Origin of the sequence: Acidiphilium sp. PM, from assembly GCF_000219295.1 — a bacterium.
Lineage (GTDB): Bacteria > Pseudomonadota > Alphaproteobacteria > Acetobacterales > Acetobacteraceae > Acidiphilium > Acidiphilium multivorum.
This window is the reverse complement of the sequence record NZ_AFPR01000513.1, coordinates 28,000-51,193: the sequence shown is the minus strand read 5'-3', so window position 1 is coordinate 51,193 and position 23,194 is coordinate 28,000. Positions and strand designations below refer to the sequence as shown.

Annotated in this window: 25 protein-coding genes and 1 pseudogene; 5 read left to right on the top strand and 21 right to left on the bottom strand. The window is 61.8% G+C overall.

Features of this window, described 5'->3' with window-relative positions:
- Positions 1 to 11: 11 nt before the first annotated feature.
- The 4 genes from coxB to APM_RS16375 all read left to right on the top strand — a co-directional run bounded on the left by coxB (position 12) and on the right by APM_RS16375 (position 3,403).
- Entirely contained in the window at positions 12 to 947 is a 936-nt protein-coding gene (gene coxB, locus APM_RS16390; protein ID WP_007424500.1) for a cytochrome c oxidase subunit II, read from the top strand.
- A 31-nt stretch (positions 948 to 978) separates the two neighbouring features.
- Complete coding sequence (ctaD, locus tag APM_RS16385; RefSeq protein ID WP_039889055.1) at positions 979 to 2,589, top strand: cytochrome c oxidase subunit I; 1,611 nt, start codon at positions 979 to 981, stop codon at positions 2,587 to 2,589.
- A 21-nt stretch (positions 2,590 to 2,610) separates the two neighbouring features.
- Positions 2,611 to 2,790 carry a hypothetical protein gene (locus APM_RS16380; RefSeq protein WP_039889028.1) on the top strand — a complete coding sequence of 60 codons (180 nt, stop codon included), beginning with the start codon at positions 2,611 to 2,613 and terminating at the stop codon, positions 2,788 to 2,790.
- A 76-nt stretch (positions 2,791 to 2,866) separates the two neighbouring features.
- A complete protein-coding gene (locus tag APM_RS16375) occupies positions 2,867 to 3,403 on the top strand; it encodes a TlpA disulfide reductase family protein (protein ID WP_158005006.1) in 537 nt (178 codons plus the stop codon).
- 592 nt (positions 3,404 to 3,995) lie between these two features.
- Here APM_RS16375 and APM_RS16365 read toward each other — a convergent pair.
- The 20 genes and pseudogenes from APM_RS16365 to merA all read right to left on the bottom strand — a co-directional run bounded on the left by APM_RS16365 (position 3,996) and on the right by merA (position 20,446).
- Positions 3,996 to 5,114 carry a cytochrome c oxidase assembly protein gene (locus tag APM_RS16365; protein WP_241763189.1) on the bottom strand — a complete coding sequence of 373 codons (1,119 nt, stop codon included), beginning with the start codon at positions 5,112 to 5,114 and terminating at the stop codon, positions 3,996 to 3,998.
- Between the two features lie 85 nt (positions 5,115 to 5,199).
- Entirely contained in the window at positions 5,200 to 6,120 is a 921-nt protein-coding gene (locus APM_RS16360; protein WP_007424496.1) for a CopD family protein, read from the bottom strand.
- Positions 6,117 to 6,485 (bottom strand): copper resistance protein CopC, encoded by a 369-nt coding sequence (locus tag APM_RS20700; RefSeq protein WP_007424495.1) that lies wholly within the window; start codon positions 6,483 to 6,485, stop codon positions 6,117 to 6,119. Before APM_RS20700 ends, APM_RS16360 begins: the two co-directional genes overlap by 4 nt.
- Positions 6,486 to 6,611: 126 nt before the next feature.
- Positions 6,612 to 7,259: a peroxiredoxin gene (locus APM_RS16355; protein WP_007424494.1), complete on the bottom strand. Its 648-nt coding sequence runs from the start codon at positions 7,257 to 7,259 to the stop codon at positions 6,612 to 6,614.
- 43 nt (positions 7,260 to 7,302) lie between these two features.
- Complete coding sequence (locus APM_RS16350; protein ID WP_231844414.1) at positions 7,303 to 7,605, bottom strand: hypothetical protein; 303 nt, start codon at positions 7,603 to 7,605, stop codon at positions 7,303 to 7,305.
- 75 nt (positions 7,606 to 7,680) lie between these two features.
- On the bottom strand, positions 7,681 to 8,178 hold the full coding sequence (locus tag APM_RS16345; RefSeq protein ID WP_241763188.1) for a TlpA disulfide reductase family protein: 498 nt from the start codon (positions 8,176 to 8,178) through the stop codon (positions 7,681 to 7,683).
- A 115-nt stretch (positions 8,179 to 8,293) separates the two neighbouring features.
- Positions 8,294 to 8,854: a TlpA disulfide reductase family protein gene (locus tag APM_RS16340; RefSeq protein ID WP_007424491.1), complete on the bottom strand. Its 561-nt coding sequence runs from the start codon at positions 8,852 to 8,854 to the stop codon at positions 8,294 to 8,296.
- On the bottom strand, positions 8,851 to 9,573 hold the full coding sequence (locus APM_RS16335; protein ID WP_007424490.1) for an SCO family protein: 723 nt from the start codon (positions 9,571 to 9,573) through the stop codon (positions 8,851 to 8,853). The genes APM_RS16340 and APM_RS16335 overlap by 4 nt, the downstream gene beginning before the upstream one ends.
- Entirely contained in the window at positions 9,570 to 10,184 is a 615-nt protein-coding gene (locus APM_RS16330; RefSeq protein WP_007424489.1) for a class I SAM-dependent methyltransferase, read from the bottom strand. The genes APM_RS16335 and APM_RS16330 overlap by 4 nt, the downstream gene beginning before the upstream one ends.
- A complete protein-coding gene (locus APM_RS16325; RefSeq protein ID WP_241763187.1) occupies positions 10,181 to 12,838 on the bottom strand; it encodes a protein-disulfide reductase DsbD in 2,658 nt (885 codons plus the stop codon). Before APM_RS16325 ends, APM_RS16330 begins: the two co-directional genes overlap by 4 nt.
- Positions 12,839 to 12,901: 63 nt before the next feature.
- Positions 12,902 to 13,228, bottom strand: coding sequence for a hypothetical protein (locus APM_RS16320; protein ID WP_007424487.1), 327 nt, complete (start codon positions 13,226 to 13,228; stop codon positions 12,902 to 12,904).
- Between the two features lie 35 nt (positions 13,229 to 13,263).
- On the bottom strand, positions 13,264 to 13,737 hold the full coding sequence (locus APM_RS16315; protein ID WP_241763186.1) for a DUF411 domain-containing protein: 474 nt from the start codon (positions 13,735 to 13,737) through the stop codon (positions 13,264 to 13,266).
- Positions 13,738 to 13,744: 7 nt separating this feature from the next.
- A complete protein-coding gene (locus APM_RS16310) occupies positions 13,745 to 15,073 on the bottom strand; it encodes a multicopper oxidase family protein (RefSeq protein ID WP_241763185.1) in 1,329 nt (442 codons plus the stop codon).
- Between the two features lie 211 nt (positions 15,074 to 15,284).
- A complete protein-coding gene (locus APM_RS21720) occupies positions 15,285 to 15,623 on the bottom strand; it encodes a hypothetical protein (RefSeq protein WP_138919236.1) in 339 nt (112 codons plus the stop codon).
- 98 nt (positions 15,624 to 15,721) lie between these two features.
- On the bottom strand, positions 15,722 to 16,078 hold the full coding sequence (locus tag APM_RS16305; protein WP_039889023.1) for a hypothetical protein: 357 nt from the start codon (positions 16,076 to 16,078) through the stop codon (positions 15,722 to 15,724).
- 104 nt (positions 16,079 to 16,182) lie between these two features.
- Complete coding sequence (locus tag APM_RS22765) at positions 16,183 to 16,332, bottom strand: hypothetical protein (protein WP_241763184.1); 150 nt, start codon at positions 16,330 to 16,332, stop codon at positions 16,183 to 16,185.
- Between the two features lie 37 nt (positions 16,333 to 16,369).
- Positions 16,370 to 17,784 (bottom strand): annotated as a pseudogene (locus tag APM_RS16300) (APC family permease).
- Between the two features lie 72 nt (positions 17,785 to 17,856).
- A complete protein-coding gene (locus APM_RS16295) occupies positions 17,857 to 18,396 on the bottom strand; it encodes a hypothetical protein (RefSeq protein ID WP_050807213.1) in 540 nt (179 codons plus the stop codon).
- Entirely contained in the window at positions 18,393 to 19,001 is a 609-nt protein-coding gene (locus tag APM_RS16290) for a redoxin domain-containing protein (protein WP_007424481.1), read from the bottom strand. The genes APM_RS16295 and APM_RS16290 overlap by 4 nt, the downstream gene beginning before the upstream one ends.
- Positions 18,998 to 20,446 (bottom strand): mercury(II) reductase, encoded by a 1,449-nt coding sequence (gene merA / locus APM_RS16285; protein WP_007424480.1) that lies wholly within the window; start codon positions 20,444 to 20,446, stop codon positions 18,998 to 19,000. Before merA ends, APM_RS16290 begins: the two co-directional genes overlap by 4 nt.
- A 125-nt stretch (positions 20,447 to 20,571) precedes the next feature.
- Between merA and APM_RS16280 the strand changes: the two genes are divergently transcribed.
- The gene (locus APM_RS16280) at positions 20,572 to 20,970 is read left to right on the top strand and encodes a helix-turn-helix domain-containing protein (protein ID WP_007424479.1); all 399 of its coding nucleotides are present in this window, start codon (positions 20,572 to 20,574) and stop codon (positions 20,968 to 20,970) included.
- Between the two features lie 164 nt (positions 20,971 to 21,134).
- On the opposite strand, the gene APM_RS16275 is transcribed toward APM_RS16280, so the two are convergent.
- On the bottom strand, positions 21,135 to 22,913 hold the full coding sequence (locus APM_RS16275) for a DUF3363 domain-containing protein (protein WP_007424478.1): 1,779 nt from the start codon (positions 22,911 to 22,913) through the stop codon (positions 21,135 to 21,137).
- Between the last annotated feature and the right edge of the window lie 281 nt (positions 22,914 to 23,194).

The following is a 23,194-nucleotide window of genomic DNA, read 5'->3' as shown; positions in this document are numbered from 1 at the left end:
GAGTGCATAGAATGGGCCTGGCGGCAGGTCTTGGCGTTCTAGTGCTGATTGTCGCTTGTCATGGTGCCGACGCCGCGAGTTTTCCGAAGAACAGCGCCGGCTTCGCGATCCATGGGCCGCGCCCTTGGGAATGGTGGTTCCAGCCGCCTTCCAGTCCGAACGCGAAGGCGATCGACTGGATGATGCAGTTCGTGCTGTGGATCATGTTCGGCGTGGTCGCGCTGGTCGGCGTGCTGCTCGGCATCGTGATGGTGCGGTTCCACGCCTCCCGGCACCCGGTGCCGACCACCACCACGCACAATACGGTGATCGAGGTGCTGTGGACGGTGGTGCCGGCGCTGCTGCTGATCGTGATTTTCGTACCCTCGCTCAACCTGATCTATCAGCAGTCCAACAACAAGAACGCCTACATGACCATCCGAGTGATCGGCCATCAATGGTACTGGGAATATGACTATCTCGGCGCCAAGGGAGTCGATTTCACCTCCTACGTGATTCCGCCGAACCAGTTGAAGCCGGGCGAGATCCGCCAGCTTTCCGTCAATCATCCGCTGGTGCTGCCGGCCGGCAAGAAAGTGGTGTTCCAGATCACCAGCAAGGACGTGATACACAGCTTCTTCGTCCCCTCGCTTGGCGTGCAGCGCTACGCGATCCCCGGCCAGTACTGGCGTCAATGGACCAGCATCGATGCGCCGGGTGTTTATTACGGCGAGTGCAACCAGATTTGCGGCTTGAACCACGACAATATGCCGATCGAGATCGTCGCGCTGCCGATGGCGCAGTTCCAGGCCTGGCTCGCCGAGGCCAAGAAGGATGCGGCGCAAGGCAACGTGCCGAAGGTGCACAAATATGAAGTGCTGGCGGAGCAGGCGGCAAAGGCGAAGGCCGCCGCGCTGCCGGGGGTGACGCTCGCGAGCGCTGCCGCGCCGCCGGCCACCGCTCATTGATCGCCGTGCCGATCATCAGGAGATCATGACCATGTCCACGACTGCCCTGCACGATCACGACCCCCACGCCGCCCATGCCCATGGCGCGCATCATCCGGGGTTCGTCCGCCGCTGGCTGATGAGCACGAACCACAAGGATATCGGCACGCTCTATATCACGTGGGCGGTCATCGCCGGGATCGAGGGCGGTGTGCTGTCGATGATCATGCGGATGCAGCTGATGCATCCGAACAACACGCTGATCACCTCGGGCCAGACCTGGAACGCGATCGTCACCGCGCACGGGCTGCTGATGATCTTTTTCATGGTGATGCCGGCGCTGATCGGCGGATTCGGCAACTGGATGGTGCCGATGATGATCGGTGCGCCGGACATGGCGTTTCCGCGCCTGAACAACATGAGCTTCTGGTTCCTGTTCATGGGGTTCATTTTCGTCAATCTCGGCCTGATGGTGGGCGCGGGATCGGGGGTGGGCTGGACGCTGTATCCGCCGCTGAGCGACATCACCTATCAGCCGGGGCCGGCGGTGGATTTCACTCTGTTCTCGCTGCATCTGGCCGGTATTTCCTCGCTGCTCGGCGCGATCAACTTCATCGCGACGATTCTGAACATGCGCGCGCCGGGCATGACGATGCACAAGATGCCGCTGTTCGTCTGGTCGATTTTGGTCACCGCGTTTTTGCTCCTGCTGGCGATTCCGGTACTGGCGGGCGCCATCACCATGCTCATCATGGACCGTAATTTCGGCACCTCGTTTTTCGAGCCTGGTGGCGGCGGCGATCCGGTGCTGTTTCAGCATCTGTTCTGGTTCTTCGGCCATCCCGAGGTCTACATCATGATTTTGCCGGCCTTCGGCATTATCAGCCACGTGGTGTCGACCTTCTCGAAGAAGCCGATTTTTGGCTATCTCGGCATGGTCTATGCGATGGTGGCGATCGGCTTCGTCGGCTTCGTCGTGTGGGCGCACCACATGTTCGTGTCCGGGATTTCGGTGGATTCGAAAGTGTATTTCGAGGCGGCGACACTGGTGATCGCGGTGCCGACCGGGGTAAAAGTGTTTTCGTGGATCGCGACGATGTGGGGCGGGTCGATCGAGTTGAAGACGCCGATGCTCTGGGCGATCGGGTTCATTTTCATGTTCGTGGTGGGCGGGGCGACCGGTGTGGTGCTGGCCAATGCCGGGCTCGATACCGAGCTGCACAACACGTATTTCGTGATCGCGCATTTCCACTATGTGCTGTCGATGGGGTCGGTGTTCGCGATCTTTGCCGGGTTCTACTACTGGATCGGCAAGATGTATGGTCAGCAATACCCCGAATGGGCGGGCAAGCTGCATTTCTGGCTGTTCTTCATCGGCGTGAACCTCACCTTTTTCCCGCAGCATTTTCTTGGCCTGGCCGGAATGCCGCGCCGTTATCCCGATTATCCGGCGGCGTTCGCCGGGTGGAACTATGTCTCGTCGGTGGGCGCGCTGATTTCCGGTATCAGCACTGTGGTGTTTTTCTACGTGCTGTTCCGCATTTTCACCGGCAAGCAGGCTCTGGCCGACAATTACTGGGGCGAGGGGGCGACGACGCTGGAATGGACCGTGCCGTCTCCCGCGCCGCACCACACCTTCGAGGATGTGCCGGTGATCCGTTGATCGGCCGATGAGCGCACCCACATGAGCGATATCGCCACGAAAATCGTGCCCCCGCCGGCAAGGATCGAACCGAGACTGCCCGAGGCGGTGCTGCTGCTGGCGCCGGGCGGGATCAATCCGGTGCTCGGCTTCGCAGTCGCATTTGGCGTTGCGGTGGCCGACACGCCAACCACGATCACCTATGATGGAGTAATGCCGTGAAACAACCTGCTCATCCATGAAGCCGGTCTCGCGACGATCGCTATTCGGTTGGGTAGGTATGCCGGCTGTAGGCTGGATGACCCAGAATGCGCAGGCTGCTCAGAGGCGACCACCTCCAGCGTTCTACAGCTATGATGGTCAGTACACTCAAATTGTCCCAGAACGGCAGGTGCCGACCAAGCCAATAGTGACCGCTGGCGGCAGTACCATCGACTTTCAGCGCCTGCGCGGCAGGGTCGTTCTCATTAATTTCTGGGCAACCTGGTGTGTGCCCTGCGTCTACGAGATGCCGTTGCTGGATCGGCTGCAAGCGAAACTGAAGGGGACGAAGGCCACTATACTGCCGATTGCGGTCGATGATGGTGGCAAGTCCAATGTGGAAGCCTTCTATAAGCAGCACGATCTGACCCATTTGGCGGTGATCGTGGATCCTGACCAACAGGTTGGCTACTTCGATGCCAATAATCCGGGAGGCGGGATTTTTCCGCTCTATGCTCTGCCCATCACTTATGCAATCGATCCAAACGGTTTGATTGTCGGATATATACCGGGTGCGGCGCCGTGGGATTCCCCAAGCGCAATGACTCTGATTTCTTACCTGAAGTCGCACTAACAAGCTTCGGCAGAATGCCGAATTTGGCTTGAATTTGAAGCATTGTGTTGCCGGTATCGCGTGACTTGTCCGGTTCGACGCTGCTTTGGTCTGCCTGGTTGGGTCGGTGCAGGGATTTTGCGCGGGTTCGTGACGGAGTCATCCTGTCGCCAGCAGTTCGGGCCGCCGGACAAAGCTGTAGACCCAAGGATTTATTTGCCGTGTTCGGGCCCAAGGAGAAGCCACAGCCCCGCCAGGAAGCCCACAACGTAAGCGCTCACGCCCGCAATGCCCAAATTCCACCGGGGCGCCAAAATCACTATATCCATCGAGATGGCCATCAGAACCAAACCAGATCCGGCGCGACGGCCACGCGCAAGTGGGATGATACCGATTAGTCCCCCGAGGCCAAGCGCAAGGACGAGTAAGTGGGTCAGAAGACCGGCCAGTTGGAATGAGTTCAACATCTATTGACAAGCTCGTTTGATGGCAACTCGCCTCGACTGGAGGAGTAATAGAGCCGAAAACCAGCCCCTGCTGGATACGGCGGTTGGCTTGCCGTCGCCGAGTGAACCCGCAGCTGGCGTTGGCAATAGGCGATCAATGGCCGAGATCACGGTCTATCAAACTGCGGTGACTTGGAAGCCGATCTGACCTCGTGAGCGCGCGGCCCATCGAGCTTCCTTGCTCTCACCTGAATAAAAGCCGCGGTATCGACTTGGGGGTTTGTCATGTGATCATAAACCACAGCAGCGATCATTGTGCCGATCAACATGAAACCGACAAATCCGACCAGTCCGAGCGCGAGGTTGAGATTATCCCGCCGTTTCCCAACGTGGTATTGGCTGTTGCGCACTGGCGGGGCGCCGACAAGAGCGATCCGGCGACCGGCGACACGGTCTTCGTGGCTGGCAATACGATAGAGCGCGATCAGGGCGCCGAGTGCGATCATCATCGAACCGGGGATCCACATGGTGAGTCCGCCGAAGCGCTCGTCGTTCAGCGCGGAAATATGCCAGAAAGGTGCCATACGCCCATAGGCATCGTAGAGAACAACAGATTTGAAGCTCAGATAAAAGCCAAACAGGATCGTGTTCATCTCGGCTAACCAGCACATGAGTACGCGGGCGAGCAGCGGCGCGCCGAGGGGGGCCGGGCGCGGATCGAGAAGACGGAAGAAGAAGATCAGGCCGCTTGCGAAGAGCGTGATGTGCCAGAGATCATGGATCAACGGGATGCGCAGCGACGCATCGTGGATCCGCGGGATCATCCAGAAGTCGCTGGTCCCGATGAACAAAAGGCTTGCAGGAATCGGCTGGCTGATTGTGGCGAAGGTGCGATGGAGCGCGCCGTTACCCATGATGCTCGGCACGAGTCTATGGCGCAGCCACCCCGGCATACCGCGCAACAAGGGCGCCTGCGGGGCTGCCAGCATCAGAAGCAGGGGGGCGATCATATCGAGCGTCATGTGCTCGATTTGATGGACCGTAAGGAATTGGTCGGAAAAACCCTCGATCGGCGATTGCAGAACCAGGAACAGCAACAGTATCGCCGCTGCGAAGAATGCGTCCCGCGCCCCGGCTGCCTGCCCGCCCCGGCGCCGACCGCGCACGTACCAGACCACGACATAGATCATCGGAATGATAATGATCGGGGTGAACTGCCAGACGAGCCATGGCGCCGCAGCAAGCGCTGCCGCTCCATCCGGCAGGTGGGCGTCGAGGACGTCCAATGTCGCCCAGCCGAGGAGGGTGACGGCTAGCCAGATGAAGGTTACCGATCGTGGGCGATTCAATGTCACGGCTAACCCGTCATATTCATTTCGCCATGTCCATCGCCGGTGGAAGTTCCATCAGAATGCCCGCGAGCACAACCACGGCAAGGCCGATCGCTGTTTCGATCGCGATGGATTTGTATAGAACGTGCTTCGCGTGCTGACCACGCGGCGTCATGAGGCGGGACGTCTGCCATCGGTTTGTCGCGGCGATGGCGAGCAGGACCACAAACAGCGCGAGCTTTCCGAGCGCGACCAACCCATAGGCCGTGCCGGTCAGTGCGGCGATGCTGCCGATCAGATACCAGGCCTGAATCGCGGCCGTCACGGCGATGGTGATGACGCAGGCGACGCCCAGGCGGGAAAACCGCGTCGCCGCCCGAAAAGCAGCCTCCGGCGTTACGGCTTTGATGATGATGAAAAGAGAAACCAGGCCGCCGAGCCATAGTCCGGCGGCAAGCAGGTGCAGGATCAGGGTTGCAAACAGCAGATGCCCTTCGGCCCCGCCCATCGCGGCACCGTGCCCCAGCCCGGCCTGCAACGCAACGGCGATTGCCGCGAGACCAGCGGCGGGCAGCACGCGTCGGTTACTCTGTCCGCGGCCGAACAGCACCACGGCGCCGGCCATCAGGATCATCCGGATGATGAGAAGATGGCCGAAATTCGTGTCGCGCAGCACCGGCAGAATGGCATCGAAACCAGAAGTGATCCGGTGCGATCCTGTGGCATAGATGGCTTCGCAGAGGAGCCAGATCAAACCCGCGATAACAGCCACGACTAAACTTGCACGTAGAAACTTGACAATTGCGTTCTGGGCGTTGCGTGCGGCCAATGACTCGTCATGCTGCAAGCCGGCTAGAGCGAAGAGGCGATAACCTGCCGTGGTGCCGAGAATGGCGAGCGAAGCCGCGACATGAATGCCGCGGGCGACGCCTCGGACGAGCAGATCGGTGGAGACGCTCACGGCGTAACTTGAAAACTGTAGCGTCCATGCGTTCGATGCCCGTCGGATGCGAGCGCATGCCAAACAACGGTGTAGCGCCCGGCTCGATTTGATCGACGCAGATGGATGATCAGTGTCTTGGGGTTGTTGCGTGCCAACCTATTTATGCCATGGCTGACGGTCTTTCCGTTCGGCCCTTGGACCACGATGCCGCTGAAATGCCGGTTGATGGTTTCGGTGAAGGTGATTGAAACCTCGCCGGGAAGCTGTTTCAGCACAGCACCCGACGGTGGCGTTTCGTGAGCGGGATAGGCATGGGCCATTGCCGATACCGGTACCGCAAGAAGAGCCGCGATGACGGAAGCTGACTTCAGGGATTTTCTCATCTTGTCTCGCTTTGCGTGATGCCTGGACTTCCTGGCACCGCATCTTCGATGGATTATGTGGAGAAGTATGCGACCCCGCGGCAAGCTTTGTTCGCGCGGGGCCGGTTTGGCGTCATGTCGACGCGATCACTGCCGATGTGGCAGTTGGGGTTGTGCAACCATGCGAAGATAGGGCCGCAGGGTTCTCCAGCCCTCCGGGAAGCGTGTCTTTGCGTCATCGTCGGAGAGGCTTGGGAGGATGATGACCTCTTCGCCATCGTTCCAGTTCACCGGCGTTGCAACCTTGTGCGCGTCGGTGAGTTGCAGACTGTCGATGACCCGGATGATTTCGTCGAAGTTTCGGCCGGTGCTCGGCGGATAGGTGATGATGAGCCGAACCTTCTTGTTTGGATCGATGATGAACACGCTCCGAACCGTGACCGTGGGGTCAGCTTCCGGGTGGATCATTCCGTAGAGATGGGAGACCTTACGATCCGCATCGGCCAGAAGCGGAAAATTGAGCAACTGGCCTTGGGTTTCCCTGATGTCGTCTTCCCAGCCCTTATGGCTGTCGGCAGGGTCGACCGACAGACCGATCGGCTTGGCGTTCCGTTTGTCCCATTCGGGCTTCAGCCGTGCCACTTCGGCGAGTTCGGTGGTGCAGACCGGGGTATAATCCTTCGGGTGGCTGAACAGCACGCCCCAGGAATTGCCGAGCCATTCGTGGAATTTGATCGTGCCTTGCGTGCTGACCTGTTCGAAGTCGGGCGCGATCTGTCCGAGTTGGATACTCATGCGTGGATTCCTTTCGTTTTGATTCGGGTGAGCAAAGCTGATTTCAGGTGACATTCTGACTTTGACGGTGAGCGATCGACGGGACAGCGGACGACGGCATCGAGTCCCCCCGGCGGACTGTGCCGTCACCATTCTGGATCGCCGCGTCGATGGCTGGTGCGGCGTTCGATTTCGATTTGTTCATGCCCATCATGCAGAGCCCAAGCCCGCACATGACGAGACAGGGAAGCAGCGACAGGATGATCGGCGCCAACCCGGCAGCGACCAGCCAGCCCCAGCCGCCAACGGCAAGACCGCCGCCGGCGATGACCACAAGGCCGACGACGATTGCAATCCGTCCGGTCAAGAAGCGCCGCCAGCCGGATCGGCGCGTGGTGCCGGTGTTATCGCAACATGTATTCATGGTTGAAAACTCCTTGGTTCAGGTGGGTGATTTCGACGACATCACATGGGTCAGGAACCTGACCATGCGCGGGCTGTCCCAGACGGTGGCGCCGGACTTGAGCCCGATCGCCTTGCCATCCGGGTTGATCAGAAATGTCACGGGAATTGTCTGGAGATTGAGGATCCGCATCGCACTTCCGTCAGGATCGAGGTAGATGCCAAGATGCCGGATCTTGAATCGGTCGTAGAATTCGCGGACGGGGGTCAAGCCTCCAGAATCGATCGACACCGCAACGATCTGGAAGTGCGGACCGCCGAGTCTGGCCTGCAGCCGATCCAGCGTGGCCATCTCCCTTTGGCAGGGGATGTACCAGGTCGCCCAGATGGTGAGCAGCACGAACTTGCCATGAAAGGACGCGAGCGAGATGTGCCGGCCGGCTTCATTCAGAAATCGGAGTGCCGGAAATGTCTTTGGCGCAAAAATCTGGAGCGGCGGGTGGGTGGGGATCGCCGCGGATGCCGAGCTTGACGCCATGATCGCGTTGCCGGCTGCGAACAGGGATAGTCCGAGCAATTCACGTCGCGAGGCGGGTGATCGAGACCTGATTTCCCCGTCTTGCCGATATGCCGCCATCAAACGCCACCTTTGGTTAGTCATCGGCACGCCCTGATATCTGGCGCGTCAGGAACCTGATCACCGAAGGACTGTCCCAGACGACGGCGCCAGTCTCCCGCCCGATCTGTCTGCCGTTCGGGTCGATCAAAAAACTTGTCGGAATTCCCTCAAGGTTGAGCACCTGCATCGCGTTGCCGCTTGGATCGAGAAAGATACCGAGATGCTCGATCTTGATCTCGGCATAGAATTTCCTGACCGCTTCCAGTCCACCGGAATCGATCGAGACCGGCACCACTTCGAAATGCGGGCCGCCAAGTCGGGCTTGGAGCCGATCCAAAGTCGGCATTTCCTTGCGGCAAGGGATGCACCAGGTCGCCCAGATGTTCAGGAGCACAAATTTGCCGTGGAAATCGGCGAGCGTGAGGGGATGACCGGATGCGTCGGAGAAGTTGAAGGCCGGCAACGGCTTTGGTGTGGTGATATAAAGCGGCGAGGCGTTCGGGATGGCGGCTGCCCCGGATCGCGGCAGGCCAAGCGCCGCGCCGGAAGCTGCGAGGGTAAGAAAACCACGCCGTGAGGATGGCGACAGGGTCATTGCGCAATCGCCTTTTTCATGACGTGGACGAGTTGCGGCACCGTGATGGACACCGGGAACAGATTCTCGAACTTTCCGTTCGGTGTCATCAAATAAATGAAGGTTGAATGACTGATCAGGCTCCGGCCGGAGGCTTCGTGGTCGGTCGTGTTGAAATAGGCGTCGTATTCGCGGGCGACCTTGGCGATCTCCGGCACCGGACCGGTCAGGCCGATGATCCTGTCGCTGAACTTGGGCAGATATGTCTTCAGCACTGCCGGTGTGTCGTGGGTTGGATCGACGGTGATGAAGACAGGGTCGACATGTTTGGCGAGCTTCCCGAGCGCGTTCATCATGATCGCCATTTTTTCCAACGTCAGCGGGCACTCGTCCGGGCAGCGCGTGTAACCGAAATAGACCAGCATCCAGCGCCCGCGAAAACTTGCCGGTGTCATCGTCTGGCCGAACTGGTTGGTCAGGGCGAACGGACCGCCGATCGGCGCACCGGGAGGGATCGCAGAGTCGGTGGTCGTCGCCAGTTGGCCATGCGGCTTACTCCAGCCGAGCAGGTGCGCCAGAGTATCGAGCGTATTGTGTTCCGTCACCCCGATAATGCCGGGATCGATCGCGACGACCGTTATCGCCGCCCCGAGGCCGACGGCCCCGCCGATCGCGACGCGCCGCCCGATCCGGTGACCACGCCGGGGCTGATAACCTGAATGTTCGCTCCGGTCGGTCATGCGGGATGGGCCTTGCCTTCATAGAGATAATTATGCGTGCGCGGACCCGGCATCCGGTCATGCGCCAGATGCTCGATGCGAAACCCGGCCTCCATGATCAGCGCGTCGATCTGCCGGTTGATATGGCATCCGCCGGCGATCATCCCCCATGGGCGATCGAGCCGGTCCTGCCAGCGCGCGACGCTGGGTTCCGGCGCGCGGCCATGCTCGATGAACAGCAGCGTTCCGTCCGGTTTCAGGACCCGGCGTGCCTCGCGCAGCGCCCGCACCGCATCGGGAATGGTGCACAGCGTCCAGGTGGAGACGATCGTGTCGATGCTCGCGGATTCGACCGGCAACATCTCCGCCGAAGCCTCGATCAGTTCGACCGGCACAATGGCACTGGCGGCACGATCCCGCGCCATGCGCAAAAGGGCGGGCGAAGGCTCGATGCCGATCACCGAGGTGACGGAAGTGCCGTAGAATGGCAGGTTGAGGCCGGAGCCGACACCGAATTCCAGCGCGCGCCCCTGTGCCGCGCCGATGACGCGCGTGCGAAACGGCACCAGCGCCTCCTGCCGCATCACGAAATTCAACACATGGGGAAGAATCTTGCGGTCATAGAAGTTCATCGTGCCGCCTCCGTGCCTTGGAGTGGTCCGGCCGCGCGCCGGAATGCCTGCATGACGACGCCCGGCGTCAGCAGAGAGGGCAGCATGATCCCGGCGGGCGCGCCGGGGCCATAGACCACGTCGAGCGGCACGCCGTAGCGGCCGAAACTGCGCAGATAGGCGGTGACCGGCGCGCTCGGGCGGGTCCAGTCGGCGCGCATCGCGACCACGCCAGGTGCGCGCAACTGCCGCGCCACCGGATTACGATCGAGCACGGTGAGCGCGTTGACCTTGCAGATCAGGCACCACGCGGCGGTGACATCGACGAAGACAAGCTTCTTTCTGCTGACCAGCTTGACGATACGCGCGGGGCCAAAAGGCTGCCAGATCGTGTTGTCGGCACGTTGTTTGGTGGGTGCCAGACTGGCCGGGATAACCGCTGGTTCGATAATGGCAAGGGCGACGGCAGCAATCACCGCGAAGGCTCCGATGCGGCGCAATCGGCCCTGGCTATTCCCGAGACGATGACGCCAGAACAGCAGCGCAAGTATGACGAGAATTGTAGCGCCGATGACCAGTGCTGCTGTGGGGGAGACGACGGCCGCGATGATCCAGACCAGCCAGATCGCCGTGCCCACCAGGGCAAAACCGAGAAGGACGCGGAGCACAACCATCCAGCGTCCGGGCTTTGGCATCCAGCGCACCAGGCCAGGGACAGCCGCGACCAGCAGGTAGGGCAGCGCCATGCCGATCCCGAGGGCTGCAAAAATGCCCAAAATGACCAGTGGTGCGCGAGCGAGCGCGAATCCGACCGCCACGCCGATAAAAGGTGCGGTGCAGGAGGTAGCGAGAAGCGTCGCAAAGACGCCGGTCAGAAACGCTGCGGTTCTGGCACTGGCTTCGGTGCCCACCGTCGCGGTCCGCGCCGCAAGCCCAGGGAGCGGGATCGGCAGCCACTCCCACAGGCTGGCGGCGAACAGCGTGGTGATCGCCGCCATCGCGCCGAGAAACCAGGGTTGTTGGAACTGAATGCCCCAGCCGATTGTGGCGCCCACCGCCTTCAACATGATGACAACGAGGGCGAGCGCCCCATAAGAAACAATGATTCCGAGCGCGGTTGCCAAAAGCGTGATCCGTAGATCGCGCCGAGCGCCACCCGATGCCCCGGCGAAGCTCATGAGCTTGAGTGACAGGACCGGGAGCGTGCAAGGCATCACGTTCAGGATCAGACCGCCGAGCAGCGCGATCGCGAGGATCAGCATGATGCTCACACCGGCGCCGTGCGGCGGGACCGGGCCGAACACCGGAGTTGCCGAAAACGCCGCCGCAGCCAATCCGTTTTCCAGCGTGAATCGCAGTTTTCTTCCGGCGATGGCGGCTGTTTTTTCACCCTTGAGGGTAACGCTCAGCACGACGCGCCGATGCCCGGTATCGAGCCAGATTTTTGGCGCGCCCGGTGTCGCGGTCGAGAAATGGTTCTGGATGAACAGATCGGGATGCGCCAGGCGCGCACCGTGCGCATCGACGACGAGGGACAGTATCGCCGTATTCTTGTGTCCGGGCGATTTGGACACCACGACCCGCGACAGGCTCAGACCTGCTTGGGCCAGCGTGCCCGGCACACGCGTCCATGCCTGGGCGATCAGGGGCGCTTGCCGGCCGGGGCTCGCCAGGCCGGCAGGGAGGCGAAGCACAAGCTTGGCGGTGTAAGGGATGCAGATCGTCTTGCACGCCGAATAATGCACGAGCGCATGCAAAACCACCGGCGCGCCGGGATGTTTCGGCGCGATCGATAGAGGAAAGACGACACCGTGCTCGTAGCCCTGGGTCACCAGACCGTAGAGCAGATAGCGATGCGGCGCCGGCCAGTACATTCCGGCCGATTTGACGTTGGTCGATCCCGTCCAGTCGATCGAGGGCGGAATGCCCGCCGCACCCGGATTACGCCAGTAGGCATGCCAGCCGCGCTCAAGCCGTATCTGTAAACCGGCGTCGATCTGCGGTGCGTTGCCAGTTGCCTCCGTCGCCGTGATCAGCCGCGCCGCCGCGTGCCGGTTGCCGACCCATGGCGTGCTCGCGGCCAATGCCGGCATCAGTGAACCGAGCCATAACGCGAGTGCGAGTGCCAGGGTGAGTATGAATAGCGCCGCAATGCGTGGCTGCAACCGGACCATCACCAGCGCCTCAGCGGTCGAGATTTGTGGGCGATACGCGAACAACAGCGCCACCCCTGGCACGATGAACCATTGCAGCAAGGGTGACAGCCCGGTGCCGAGGATCGGGAGAACCGGCATCGTGGACCGATAGACCCAGGCGCCGCGCACCACGACGTTGAGCCACTCGCTGAACATCGTGTAGGCAACACCGCTCGCCAGCGTGACGAGAACAGCGCGCCGGACATTTGCAAATGGCCATTGCCGTCCTGCCGCAATGATCCCGAACAGCATCGTGACAGAGCCGATCAGCAGATCGCCGATCCAGCAATGCAGTACGGCAAAAACAAGGTAGGCGGGGCGTGCGGTTCGCCAGATCGTATAAAGCGGCAGTTGCAGCACTTCCCAGACCAGATTGCCGATCGCCATCCCGACGAAATAGTGGCGCAGCACGCCGCCTCCGGCCGCGGTTATCAACCGTACTGGCAACCATGAGGGCGCGTGTTGGCGATCGGTCAGCATGATTTGATCCCGCTCCCGGCATACCGATGGCGTGCGGGAGCGCGCCACCGGAACGCCGATGCTTTACGACTTCTTCGGTGCCGCTTTGCCCATCATGGAACCGGGATGAGCGCCCATCGTGCCGTGACCCATATTGTCGGCCATCTTGTTCATCACGCGTGTGCAGGCATTCATCATCGCCATCATGCTCATCATACCGGCCATGCCGCCGCCCGCCATGCCGGCACCGGTCTTGACCTTACCGGTCATCTTGCCGCCCGACATCATGCCGCCGCTGTTCGTGGTTTTCGCCTGTGGCGCGGGTGTGGTCGCGGCATTGGCGAGTATCGGCGCGGTCAGGACCGCGACGGACATTGTTGCCGCGAAAAACAAAGTCTTGATTTTCAACATGTCTGATTTCCTTGTGTGACGGACGAGCAACTTGCTCAGTTGACGGTTGCGAAAACGACCGGTTTCGGGGTGCCGACGAGATAGACCGCGATCGGTTCGGCTTTCATGCCTGCCATCGCCGGCATTCCCGGTAGACCGACCGGCATTCCCGGAATCGCCAGCCCCTTGGCGGAGGACGGTTCGGCCAGGAATTTCTTGATGAGCGGGGCCGGAATATGGCCTTCGAAGACATGGCCGGCGAGCTTGGTCAAATGACAACCGACCAGCGACTTAGGAATGCCGGCTGCCAAGGTGACCTGCTCGAGATTGGGTGTTGGAATCACCGTCACCTTGAAGCCGTTCTTGTCGAGATATTTCGCATAGGCTTCGCAGCACGAGCAGGACGGGTCCTTGTAGAGCGTTGCCTTGATCGGCGCGGCGGCAAGCGCCGAGATTGGGGCCAGAGCCGCCAGGGCAGCGCCGGCATTGAGCAAAGTGCGTCGGTTCATGGTTCGGTTTTCCTTGTTCAATGCTGGATCAGGTGACACGGATCACCGTCATCAGGCCGTTCGCCTGGTGCTCGATGACATGGCAATGGAACATCCAATTGCCGGGATTATCGGCGGCGAAGGCGATCTCGACCGTGTCCTTCGGGCGCAGGATCACCGTATCGCGCAGATGCGGGTAAGGCTCCTTCACGCCATTCCGCGACAAAACCGTGTAGCTGTAGCCGTGCAGATGCATCGGGTGCCAGAACGCAGTGTGGTTCACCAGCGTCAGCAGCGCGGTGCGGCCAAGCGGGATAGTGAAGATCGGCGCCATGCCGTCACTGATCCGGCTGCCGTCCTTGATTCCCCAGATAGGAGCGGGCTTGCCATCGGCCGTCATGCCCATGCCGCCCATCATGCCCCCAACGATATCCAGATGGTGGCGGACCGGGTTACTGAGATCGGGCTTGGGCACTGGATTTGGCGGCAGGATGATCGGCTGTGCCGGCAAGGAGCGCCGGCGTGGTTGCTGCTTCGTGTAAGCCAGCGTCACCAGCCGATAGGTCGCATGCCGGCCGTAGAAATCGTCGATCACCGGGTAATTGTGGCCGGGTTCGCCGATCGTATCGAGTTGCAGGTCAACGCGCTGGGCCGGGGCGATGATGACCTGGCCGTTGGCGGGCTGGAAAGGATGACAAGGCTGGCCGTCGAGCGCGATCACCGTCACAGGATGCCCGGCGAAGCGCGGCGCCATGAAGCGGGCGAGGCAGGCATTGACCATTCGGATGCGGAGCCGTTCCCCGGCACGCAGCTTGATCGGTCCGGGGACGACACCGTTGATGGTGACGACACTGCCGATCCGCCCGCTCATCGCCGCTTCCATCGGCGTGTCGAAACCCGGCACGAACTGATCGTTCGGCTCGAACGCCCAGTCCTGGAGCACCCATAGAAGGTCACGATCGAACGGCGGCGGTTCCGGCTCTTTGACGATCAGCGCGCCGGCCATGCCGCGGCCCATCTGGTGCGCCGTGTGTTCGTGCGGGTGATACCAGAAGGTGCCGGCATCGGGTGGCGTAAACGCATAGTGGAAATCGGCACCCGGCCGGATCGGCGGCTGGGTCAGGAACGGCACGCCGTCCATATCGTTCGGCAGCCTTATGCCGTGCCAGTGGACCGTGGTGCCCTGGTCGAGGCCGTTGGTCACTGTGGATTGGAATGGGACGGCCTGGTGCATGGTCACCGCCGGGCCGGACACCGTTCCGTTATAGGCGAGAACGTCGGTTTTCGGGCGCCCCGCGCCCAGGATCGCGGCCTTGGCCGGGGCCGGTCGCAAATCGGCGGTGATGGCACGGCTGGTTGCCGCCTGGGCAGGTGTCACCCGGGGTAGTATAGTTGCCGACGCGACACCGGCGCCGCCCAGCTTCAGGAGACTCCGTCGCCGCAAGGCGGACGGACATTTGATCGTCATAAAATCTGATCCCTCGCAGGCCGTGAATGGCGCCCCGAAAGGCACGAATCACGATCAGGTTGGGCGCGTCGGCACCCGGACAAAGCGGTCTTACCGCCTGCCCGGGAAAACCGGGCGGCGGTCAGCTCAGCGCGAGGGATCGAGGTGGCGGTGCGTCCGGTATCGGACGCAGGCCGAGATGGAATGACGCGACCGGCGGATGATATGTCATCGCGGCGTCGATGAACTCGACAGCGCTTGCCCCGGTCATCGGCAATGCCACCGCACTGGTGCAGGCCGGGGCGGTGCAACGCGCACCCATGGAGCGGTGTTGCGCAGGGCCTGGACTGTGATGACCCGAACAATCATGACCAATGCAAACAGCTGCCGTCGCGGCCGCGTATGTCATCGGCATCACGCGCGCGAACGCCGGCACGCTCGTGGCGAGCACGAGAACAAGGGCGATCAGGAAGCGTGTCATGGCTCGAAACACGGATTATGCATAAGTCTCGCGCGGCCCTCTGACAAGGGGCACGATTTTGCGGGGCGGCCGGCAGGTCTTACCGTCGAGCCCCAGGATCACAGGAAATCGGTCAAACTTGCGTGTTCGACCATCAGGGTGCCGGCAAGCAGGACCGCGCCGAGCGTCAGGATCAGCGGTGTAACGGCATAGATCATGAATGGACTGCGCGCCGGGTCGTGCGTGGCGAGCCGCCGCATCTCGCGCCCCCAGGCGACTGCCCCAAGACCGAGCATCGCGATCGATCCCCACAACCAAACGCGCTCGTAGGGACCGACGAGCAATTGCAGGTGCAGCGTCCACGCGCCGGCCAGACCGGTGCCGGCCAGCATGATCGGCAGCGCGCAGCACGCCGCACAGCCGAACGACGAGACCAGACCCGTGAGGCTCAGCGTCGGGGACCATCGGCGCGTCATTCGGAAAACCCGTAATTGCAATGGAGAATGTACCTCGGTTTGGTTTGAGTTCGGATGACCGTTGGGTGCCCTTTCACGGATTATACCAGATCGAGAGAAATGTTTCAGATTTTGGTGGCTGCCGGGATTTGTACTTGCAATGTGGCGATCGACGCCTTCGCTTCCGCCGGATCGGGAAGGCCGGCGCGCGCGGCAATAATTAAAATCGCGACACTGAACAGCACCAGCACCACCGACAGGGCAGCATCCGACAACGCGCCGGTTCCTGCGGTTAGGTTCTTCGGCCCCAAATTAGCCAGCGCTCATAGCCCCGCGAAATATGGCGCGATCCACCACGCGCCCGCGATTTCCAGATGCCCGAACCCGCCATACATCACGCGCTGGGTAATCGCGTAAAGCGCCGCGACGATCAGCACATACAGCATGATCACGTTGGCGGTGCGCACCGGTCCACACGATGATGAAATTGGCCACGATGAAAGCGAGTCCAGCGACCGGTATCCCGAACGGCAGTTGGAACGAGCGCGGATGGCGCTCGACCGGCATGGTCCAGCGCAGCGTGATCAGCGAGACCGAGGCCATGCCGTAGGACAGAAGGGCTGCTGCCGACACCACCTTGATGAGCGCCCGCCAGGACGGCAAAGGCCGCAGAAAAATCACCCCGATCGCGAAGGCCGCAAGCACACCGATGATCGGCACACCGGCGCCCGAAAGCCGGGCGAATGGTCCGCGAACCAGGCCCTCGCGGCCGGCGGCGTAGAACAAGCGCGGTGTCGAGGTATAAGCGATGATGCCGGTGCCGGCCGGTGACACGGCGGAGTCAATATACAGCAGAACTGCTAGCCAGCTCATGCCCATCAGGGTCGCGAGGCCCGCGAACGGGCCGGACAGGCCGGTGAAATGCAGTTTGCCCCAGCCCTGCGCCAGCGCGTGCGGTGACAAGGCGCCGATGAAGGCGGTCTGCAACGCCGCGTAGAGCAGAAAGCCGATCACGACCGAGCCGATGATCGCGATCGGCAGATCGCGCTTCGGATGGCGGGATTCGCCCGCGAGCTCGACCGCCTGACGAAACCCAGTATAGGCGTAGATCACGCCAGAGGTGGCGACGGCCCAAAAAATGCCCGCGACCCCGTGCGGGCAAAACCGTGTGCGGTGAAATTGCTGGGGTGAAAGCGTGCGAGCAGAAGGGCGATGGCGGTCAGCGCCGGAATTGCCAGTTTCCAGATCGTGACGATCCCGTTAATCCGCAGAACCAGCCTTATCGCCAGCGTGTTGATCAGGGCGAACATCGCCAGCAGAGCGACTGCGGCCAGAAAACCCGACTGGCTCAGCACGCCGCCCGGCGACACCAAGCCGTGATAATAATTGTTCGCATAGGTGACCACGGCCGTGGCTTCGGCCGGCGCCGAGGTCAGGTAGCCCAACAGCACCACCCAGCTCATCACGGTGGCGAGCAGCTTGCCGTGGCTGAGTTTGGGCAGAGCGATCACCGCTCCCGCGCGCGGAAACGCGGTGGTGAGTTCGGCATAAACGAACGCGAGCAGCAGGATGGCGAACCCGCCGGTCGCCCAGGCGATCAGGGAAGCCGGTCCGGCCGATTTCGCGGCATTCAACGGGCCGAACAACCAGCCTGAGCCCACGACGCCGCCCAGACTGGCGAGGATCAGACCAAGCACACCCGCGTCACGCTTCAAACCATTGCCCATGCGCCAGCGTGGGCCACGGTTTTCGTTGCCATGTCAAGGTCGAGCATCGGTCCGAGTCGCCACATCGGCGGGTCAATTTTTCGGGCGGCAATCGCAATGGAGCACGCGTTTGGCATTGCCCTGCAGCCCCCAGGCCATCAGCAAGATGGCGGCGGCATAAAATTCGAGCTCATGCGTGGCAATGAAGCCTTGCAACGGCGTGGCGGCAGCGCCGACCGCCGGCAGGCTTGCCGCGATCGCGGCGATCGTGATCGGCAGAATCGGCGAGCAGCACAGCAACGGCGCAATCAGGGCGACGATCGAGCCGGACGCACTGCCGACGACACCGCCGCCTGAGCCCATGCGCCAGCCATAGACGCCGAGCGGTAGGGTCAGCGCCAGCAGGCCAGCCATCACGATCGCCAGGAACACGTCCTGCGCGGTCAGAAACGGCAGCGCAACCAGACCGACGGCGCCCCCGGTTTCGCTTGCCGGCAGCAGCATGAGGTAGAAAGTGAGCAGGACGATAAAACTGATCGCCGCCCACATGCGATAGCCGGGGTGCCCAAACACCAGCCGCAACGCCTGGGGTATGACCATCGATCGGGCGCGGATAACCGCAGTCGCACTCATTTTGAATCCGACGCAATGAAATGCTTGATCTTTCCGAATGTCACCGAAGGTGCCGAGGACGTGGCGACGATCTGGTTCTGGGCGTCGATCAGCTGATAGATGTCCACGTAATGGTGTGGATCATACGCGGCTGCCAGTTCTTTTGTCGCATCGCCGAACACGAAATGCGGGTCTTTGAGCAACGTGGGCGCGACCTGTGCGGCAAATTTTTCGATCGTGATCCCCGGATAACCGCCGTTCTTGTAGTCGCGCAGAACAATGATCTTCAGGTTCGACCGGTCGATCAGTGCTAGATGATGCGCGAATGCTTTCAGCCCCGCCTTGCAACTGCCGCACCAGGTCGCGACTTCCCAAATGATCAGCTTCTGACCGTGATAGGTCGCCAGTCTCACCAGATGCCCCCGCGACCGGAACGACGCGTCCGGGGCTGTCTTGGCCGATGTGACCGGCGGATTCTCAGGTGCCATCATCGGGGAAGGCGCCGCATGTGCGTAGGCCGGAACCAGAGCGGCGGCGGCAAACGCCAGGGCAAAAATTGTAGATTTCGGGGTGAGATGACGTAAGCGTTTCATGGCGTTGGTTGCCTTCGGGTTGATGGTGGTCATCCGGCGCAGCAGGAGAGTTTGGCGACATCCTTCTGAAAGCCGAGCGATGCGAGTTTCAGCCCCTCGACCGTCGTCAGATAGGGAAACAGCGTTTCCGCGAGATCGGTAACAGTGAGATTGTGCTTGATCGCGAGCACGGCGGTCTGGATGCTGTCGGCGCTCTCGGGTGCCAGAATATGCGCGCCGAGCAGCCGCAGGCTGCCCGCTTCTGCCACCAGCTTGATCAGTCCGCGGGTATCGCGGGCTGCAAGCGCGCGCGGTAACGCTGCGAGGTCGAGCCGGACAGTGCGAACTTCATGGCTGTCACGTCGGGCTTCGGCCTCTGTCAGGCCGACGCTGGCATATTGCGGATCGGTGAACACTACTGTGGGCATGGCACGGGAATCGTAGCGTCTGGCATTGCCGTTGAGTACGTTTTCCGCCGCCAATTTGGCACCGTAGGCCGCCATATAGACATACTGGTCCCGCCCGGTGACATCGCCCGCCGCATAGGTGCCTGGTCGCCGGGTGGCGAGATGCTCGTCGGTCATGATCGACCCGTTGCGGTCGAGCGCAATTCCTGCCGCCTCAAACCCCATATCGCTTGTGTTGGCGGTGCGCCCTGTAGCGTTCAGGACGCGCTCCGCTTCAATGGTTTCGGCGCGATCCTCGATCATGACATCGAGTGCAATGCCGGTCTCGCTGCGCCGTATGCGTTCATACTGCGCGCCATCCCGAATCGTGATGCCTTCATCGCGCATATAGCCCGCAAGGGATTCGCTGATCTCCGGCTCGCCCGCCGGCAACAGCCGGGTGCGGCAGACGATGGTGACGGCAACCCCGAACCGCGCGAACATCTGGCCAAGTTCGCACCCGATCACGCCGCCGCCGATGATCAGGAGGGATTTGGGCAAACGGTCCAGCGCGAGCGCTGTGGTGCTGGTGAGATAGGGAACCTCGTCCATTCCGGGAATCGCGGGCACGGCGGCCGAGGCGCCGGTGGCGATCACGACCCGATCGGCCGGAAAAATTGCACCGCCCGCCTCAATCCCCGCGTCGGTAAACCGCGCGCGGCCCTGAACATAGCGGATGGTCTCGTATTCCGGGAGCAGCGCCTGGTATTTGGCACCGCGCAGATCGGCGACGAGCTGGTCCTTCTGTGCGATCAGGGCCGACCAATCATTGATCCGCGCAGCACCCGCGATGCCGGCGAAGCGGCTGGAAGATTTGGCATGATGAAACGCCTCGGCTGCGCGGATCAGGGTTTTCGACGGCACGCAACCGATATTCACGCAGGTGCCACCGATCGTGCCATGACCGATCAAGGCGACGTTCGCGCCGAGTTCGCTCGCCCGGATCGCGGCGGAAAACCCCGCCGATCCAGCACCGATCACCACCAGATCGGGGGTCGCGGTGCGGGAGGATGCGCAGCAATCGCAGCAATCATGTGTCGTCACAGCGTCCATGCCGTTGGTCCTTGTGGTGAGAGCCGGATCGGCCTACGCGACGAGGTATGGGATCTGTAGTAAGTTCAGGTGCAAGCGAAAAAAATGCCCGCGCACTCACAAAGGCGCGAGACGCGTTGGGACCGATGATCCTGATCGGCGCGCTAGCCACGCAAACGCGGTGCAATATCGAGACGATCCGATTCTACGAGAAGATTGGCGTGTTGCCAAAACCGGCGCGCACTGAGGGCGGCCATCGAATGTATGGCCCCGCCCATGTCGAGCGTCTCAGCTTCATCCGCCGCGCGCGTGAACTCGGCTTCACGCTCGACGAGGTGCGCGCTTTGCTGCGCCTGGCAGACGAGCGCGATCGCCCCTGCGGCGAGGTAAAATTGGTCGCCGAGGCTCATCTCGCGGAAGTGCGGATCAAAATCACCGATCTGCGCGCCATGCAAAAGGCGTTGACCACTTTGGTCACGCAGTGCGACACCGGCGACGGAACCGATTGTGCGTTACTCGAAGCCCTATCACGTCAGCGAACCTGATGGCGCAAAGCCGGTCACGCTTTCCATGTATAGATGCAACCGAGCCCTGATATTGATCGAATTGGCTGATCTACACTGATCTACCCGACCGCATGCTGGGCACCTTGACTATGAGCCAGATGACCCAGGCTGGGCAGCTTCGGATCGGAGCGGACCGATCGCCATCAAAGGCCCAATCCACAGTCCCGACCGAGCTGCCAGGAAATCCCGCCATCTGTGACGAGTCCAACAACCTCCCGACCAAGACTGCGCTCGATGACCGGTCGCCAAGGCACAAGCGTGAACTCCTGGGCGTTTTCGATCAGCGCGTAGCGGCCCGAAGCAAGCTGCACCGTCTCGCGATAGGTGCCGCGGATCGTCTCGCCTCGCGTCGCCAAGCGGAACGGCTGGTCCCGCGTTGTGGCAATCTCCGCGCCAACTCGCGCCAACTCTCGGCCTTCGAGCCTTGCCAACAAATCTCGCCGGTAGAACACTCTCCCCTTCCCGTCCCGGCGCGCATCGCCGTGCGCAATGTGATGCCGGCGGCGTTGATCCAACGCAACTTCGATCTCCGCGCCAAAGCCGGCCATGGTAACCGGCAGGCGGTCCCTGCCGATGAGTTGGCGATCCAGCCAGGCGGCACCGTCGCTGGCGATCTGCCTCTCCAGGTCGAGCGTCGATAACACGCGCAAACTGACGGCTGGCGAGCGCCCGGCATCATGGAGAGCGGCATGTTGTTCGAACCCGGTTGGAATGCGCCAATGATCGGCATCCACCCGCTCGACAAGTCCCGCGCGCCGCAGGGCTTCCAGCCGGCGGATATGCGCCTCGATATAGGCGTCTGGATCGGCGATGCCGGGATCAGCGCGCGCGTCTGCAAAGTGATCCGCGGGCCGATAAATACCGCTATGTTCCTTTGCCAGTCGGGCAATATTTTGATCGGCCGCGCGCGGTTCACGACCTGCGGCGCCAACCTCGAGGATGGCGCCGATCGGTGCGGAATCGACGCCGGCCACGCCGGTCGGAAGCTCGATATAATGGGTGCGGCCATCGATACCGTCGATGACCAGATGAACGCGATCGCCCAATTCGTCGGCACTGAGCCCACGGCCGAGCAGCCGGCCGATGATCGGAGCTGCTATCGCCTCATCCTTGCCATGAATGACGATCTGTTCCGCACCGCGCTCAACCTTTTGGCTCGCCATCGCGCGATGCATGGTTTTGATAATGTCGCCCTGCTCGCCGAGATGGCTGAGGGTCTGCTCCATCTGAGGCTTCAGCAACCAGCGGCCAGTATCGATCTCCTGGGCAAGACCAAGCCGTTGCAGCACTTGCAATCGCCCTATCCGGAGATGTCGATCAAAATCGGCGTGGCGCTCATTTCCGGTGGCTCGCGTGTCTACGACACCATCGGTCGTTTCTCCGGCCTCCCGTAGCAGGGCACGGTCGATCCGGGTCAGTTTTTCCTGATCGATTTCAAGCTGGAGCTTTTGCTGCTGCTCGAGCATGGTTTCCGGACCAAGTTCGATTGTCGCAAGTTCCGACGCGCGTTCGCGGATGCCATGGGCGAGATAGGCGCCGGCGATCACCAGGTTCTCGCCCAGTTCATCGACACCGCGGATCACGATGTGCGTATGCGGATGACCGGTGTTGAAGTGATCGACGGCAAGCCAGTCCAGCTTTGTCGCCAGATCCTGCTCGACCTGCCTCATCAGGTCGCGCGTGAAGGATCGGAGATCCGATAGCTGCGGTCCATCCTCGGGCGCCACAATCAGCCTGAACTGGCGCGGATCGCCCTCTGCCCGATCCAGAAAGGCAGAACCATCGGCGCGGTCGGAAGTCGCCGAGTAGAGTTGACCCGGTGCACCATCTCGGGTCACGCCATCGCGCTGGAGGTAGCGAAGATGCACCGCGGCGGCGCGGCTGCCGCCGCGCATGGGGGTATAGCGCGCCTTGATCACCACCCTGCGGGCGCCTGGCTTGGCGTTCGACCAACCGCGAGGTGATGCTGCCCGGCCGCGCGCAAACGTGGCGCCACGGCCGCGCTTGGCGGGAAGACTGGCAAAATGGCGAACGGTGTCTGTTGGTGGAGCTGCTGATGATCGGCTGAGTGCTCCCGCACGGGAGATGGCGCGCTTGATTTGCGTCGATGCCAGAGCCCGGCGGTCATCTCGGCTGTGCTTACGTCCAAGCCGGGGACGAAGGGGCAGATCATCTTCGTTGTGAGTCATCGCCTGATCATGCC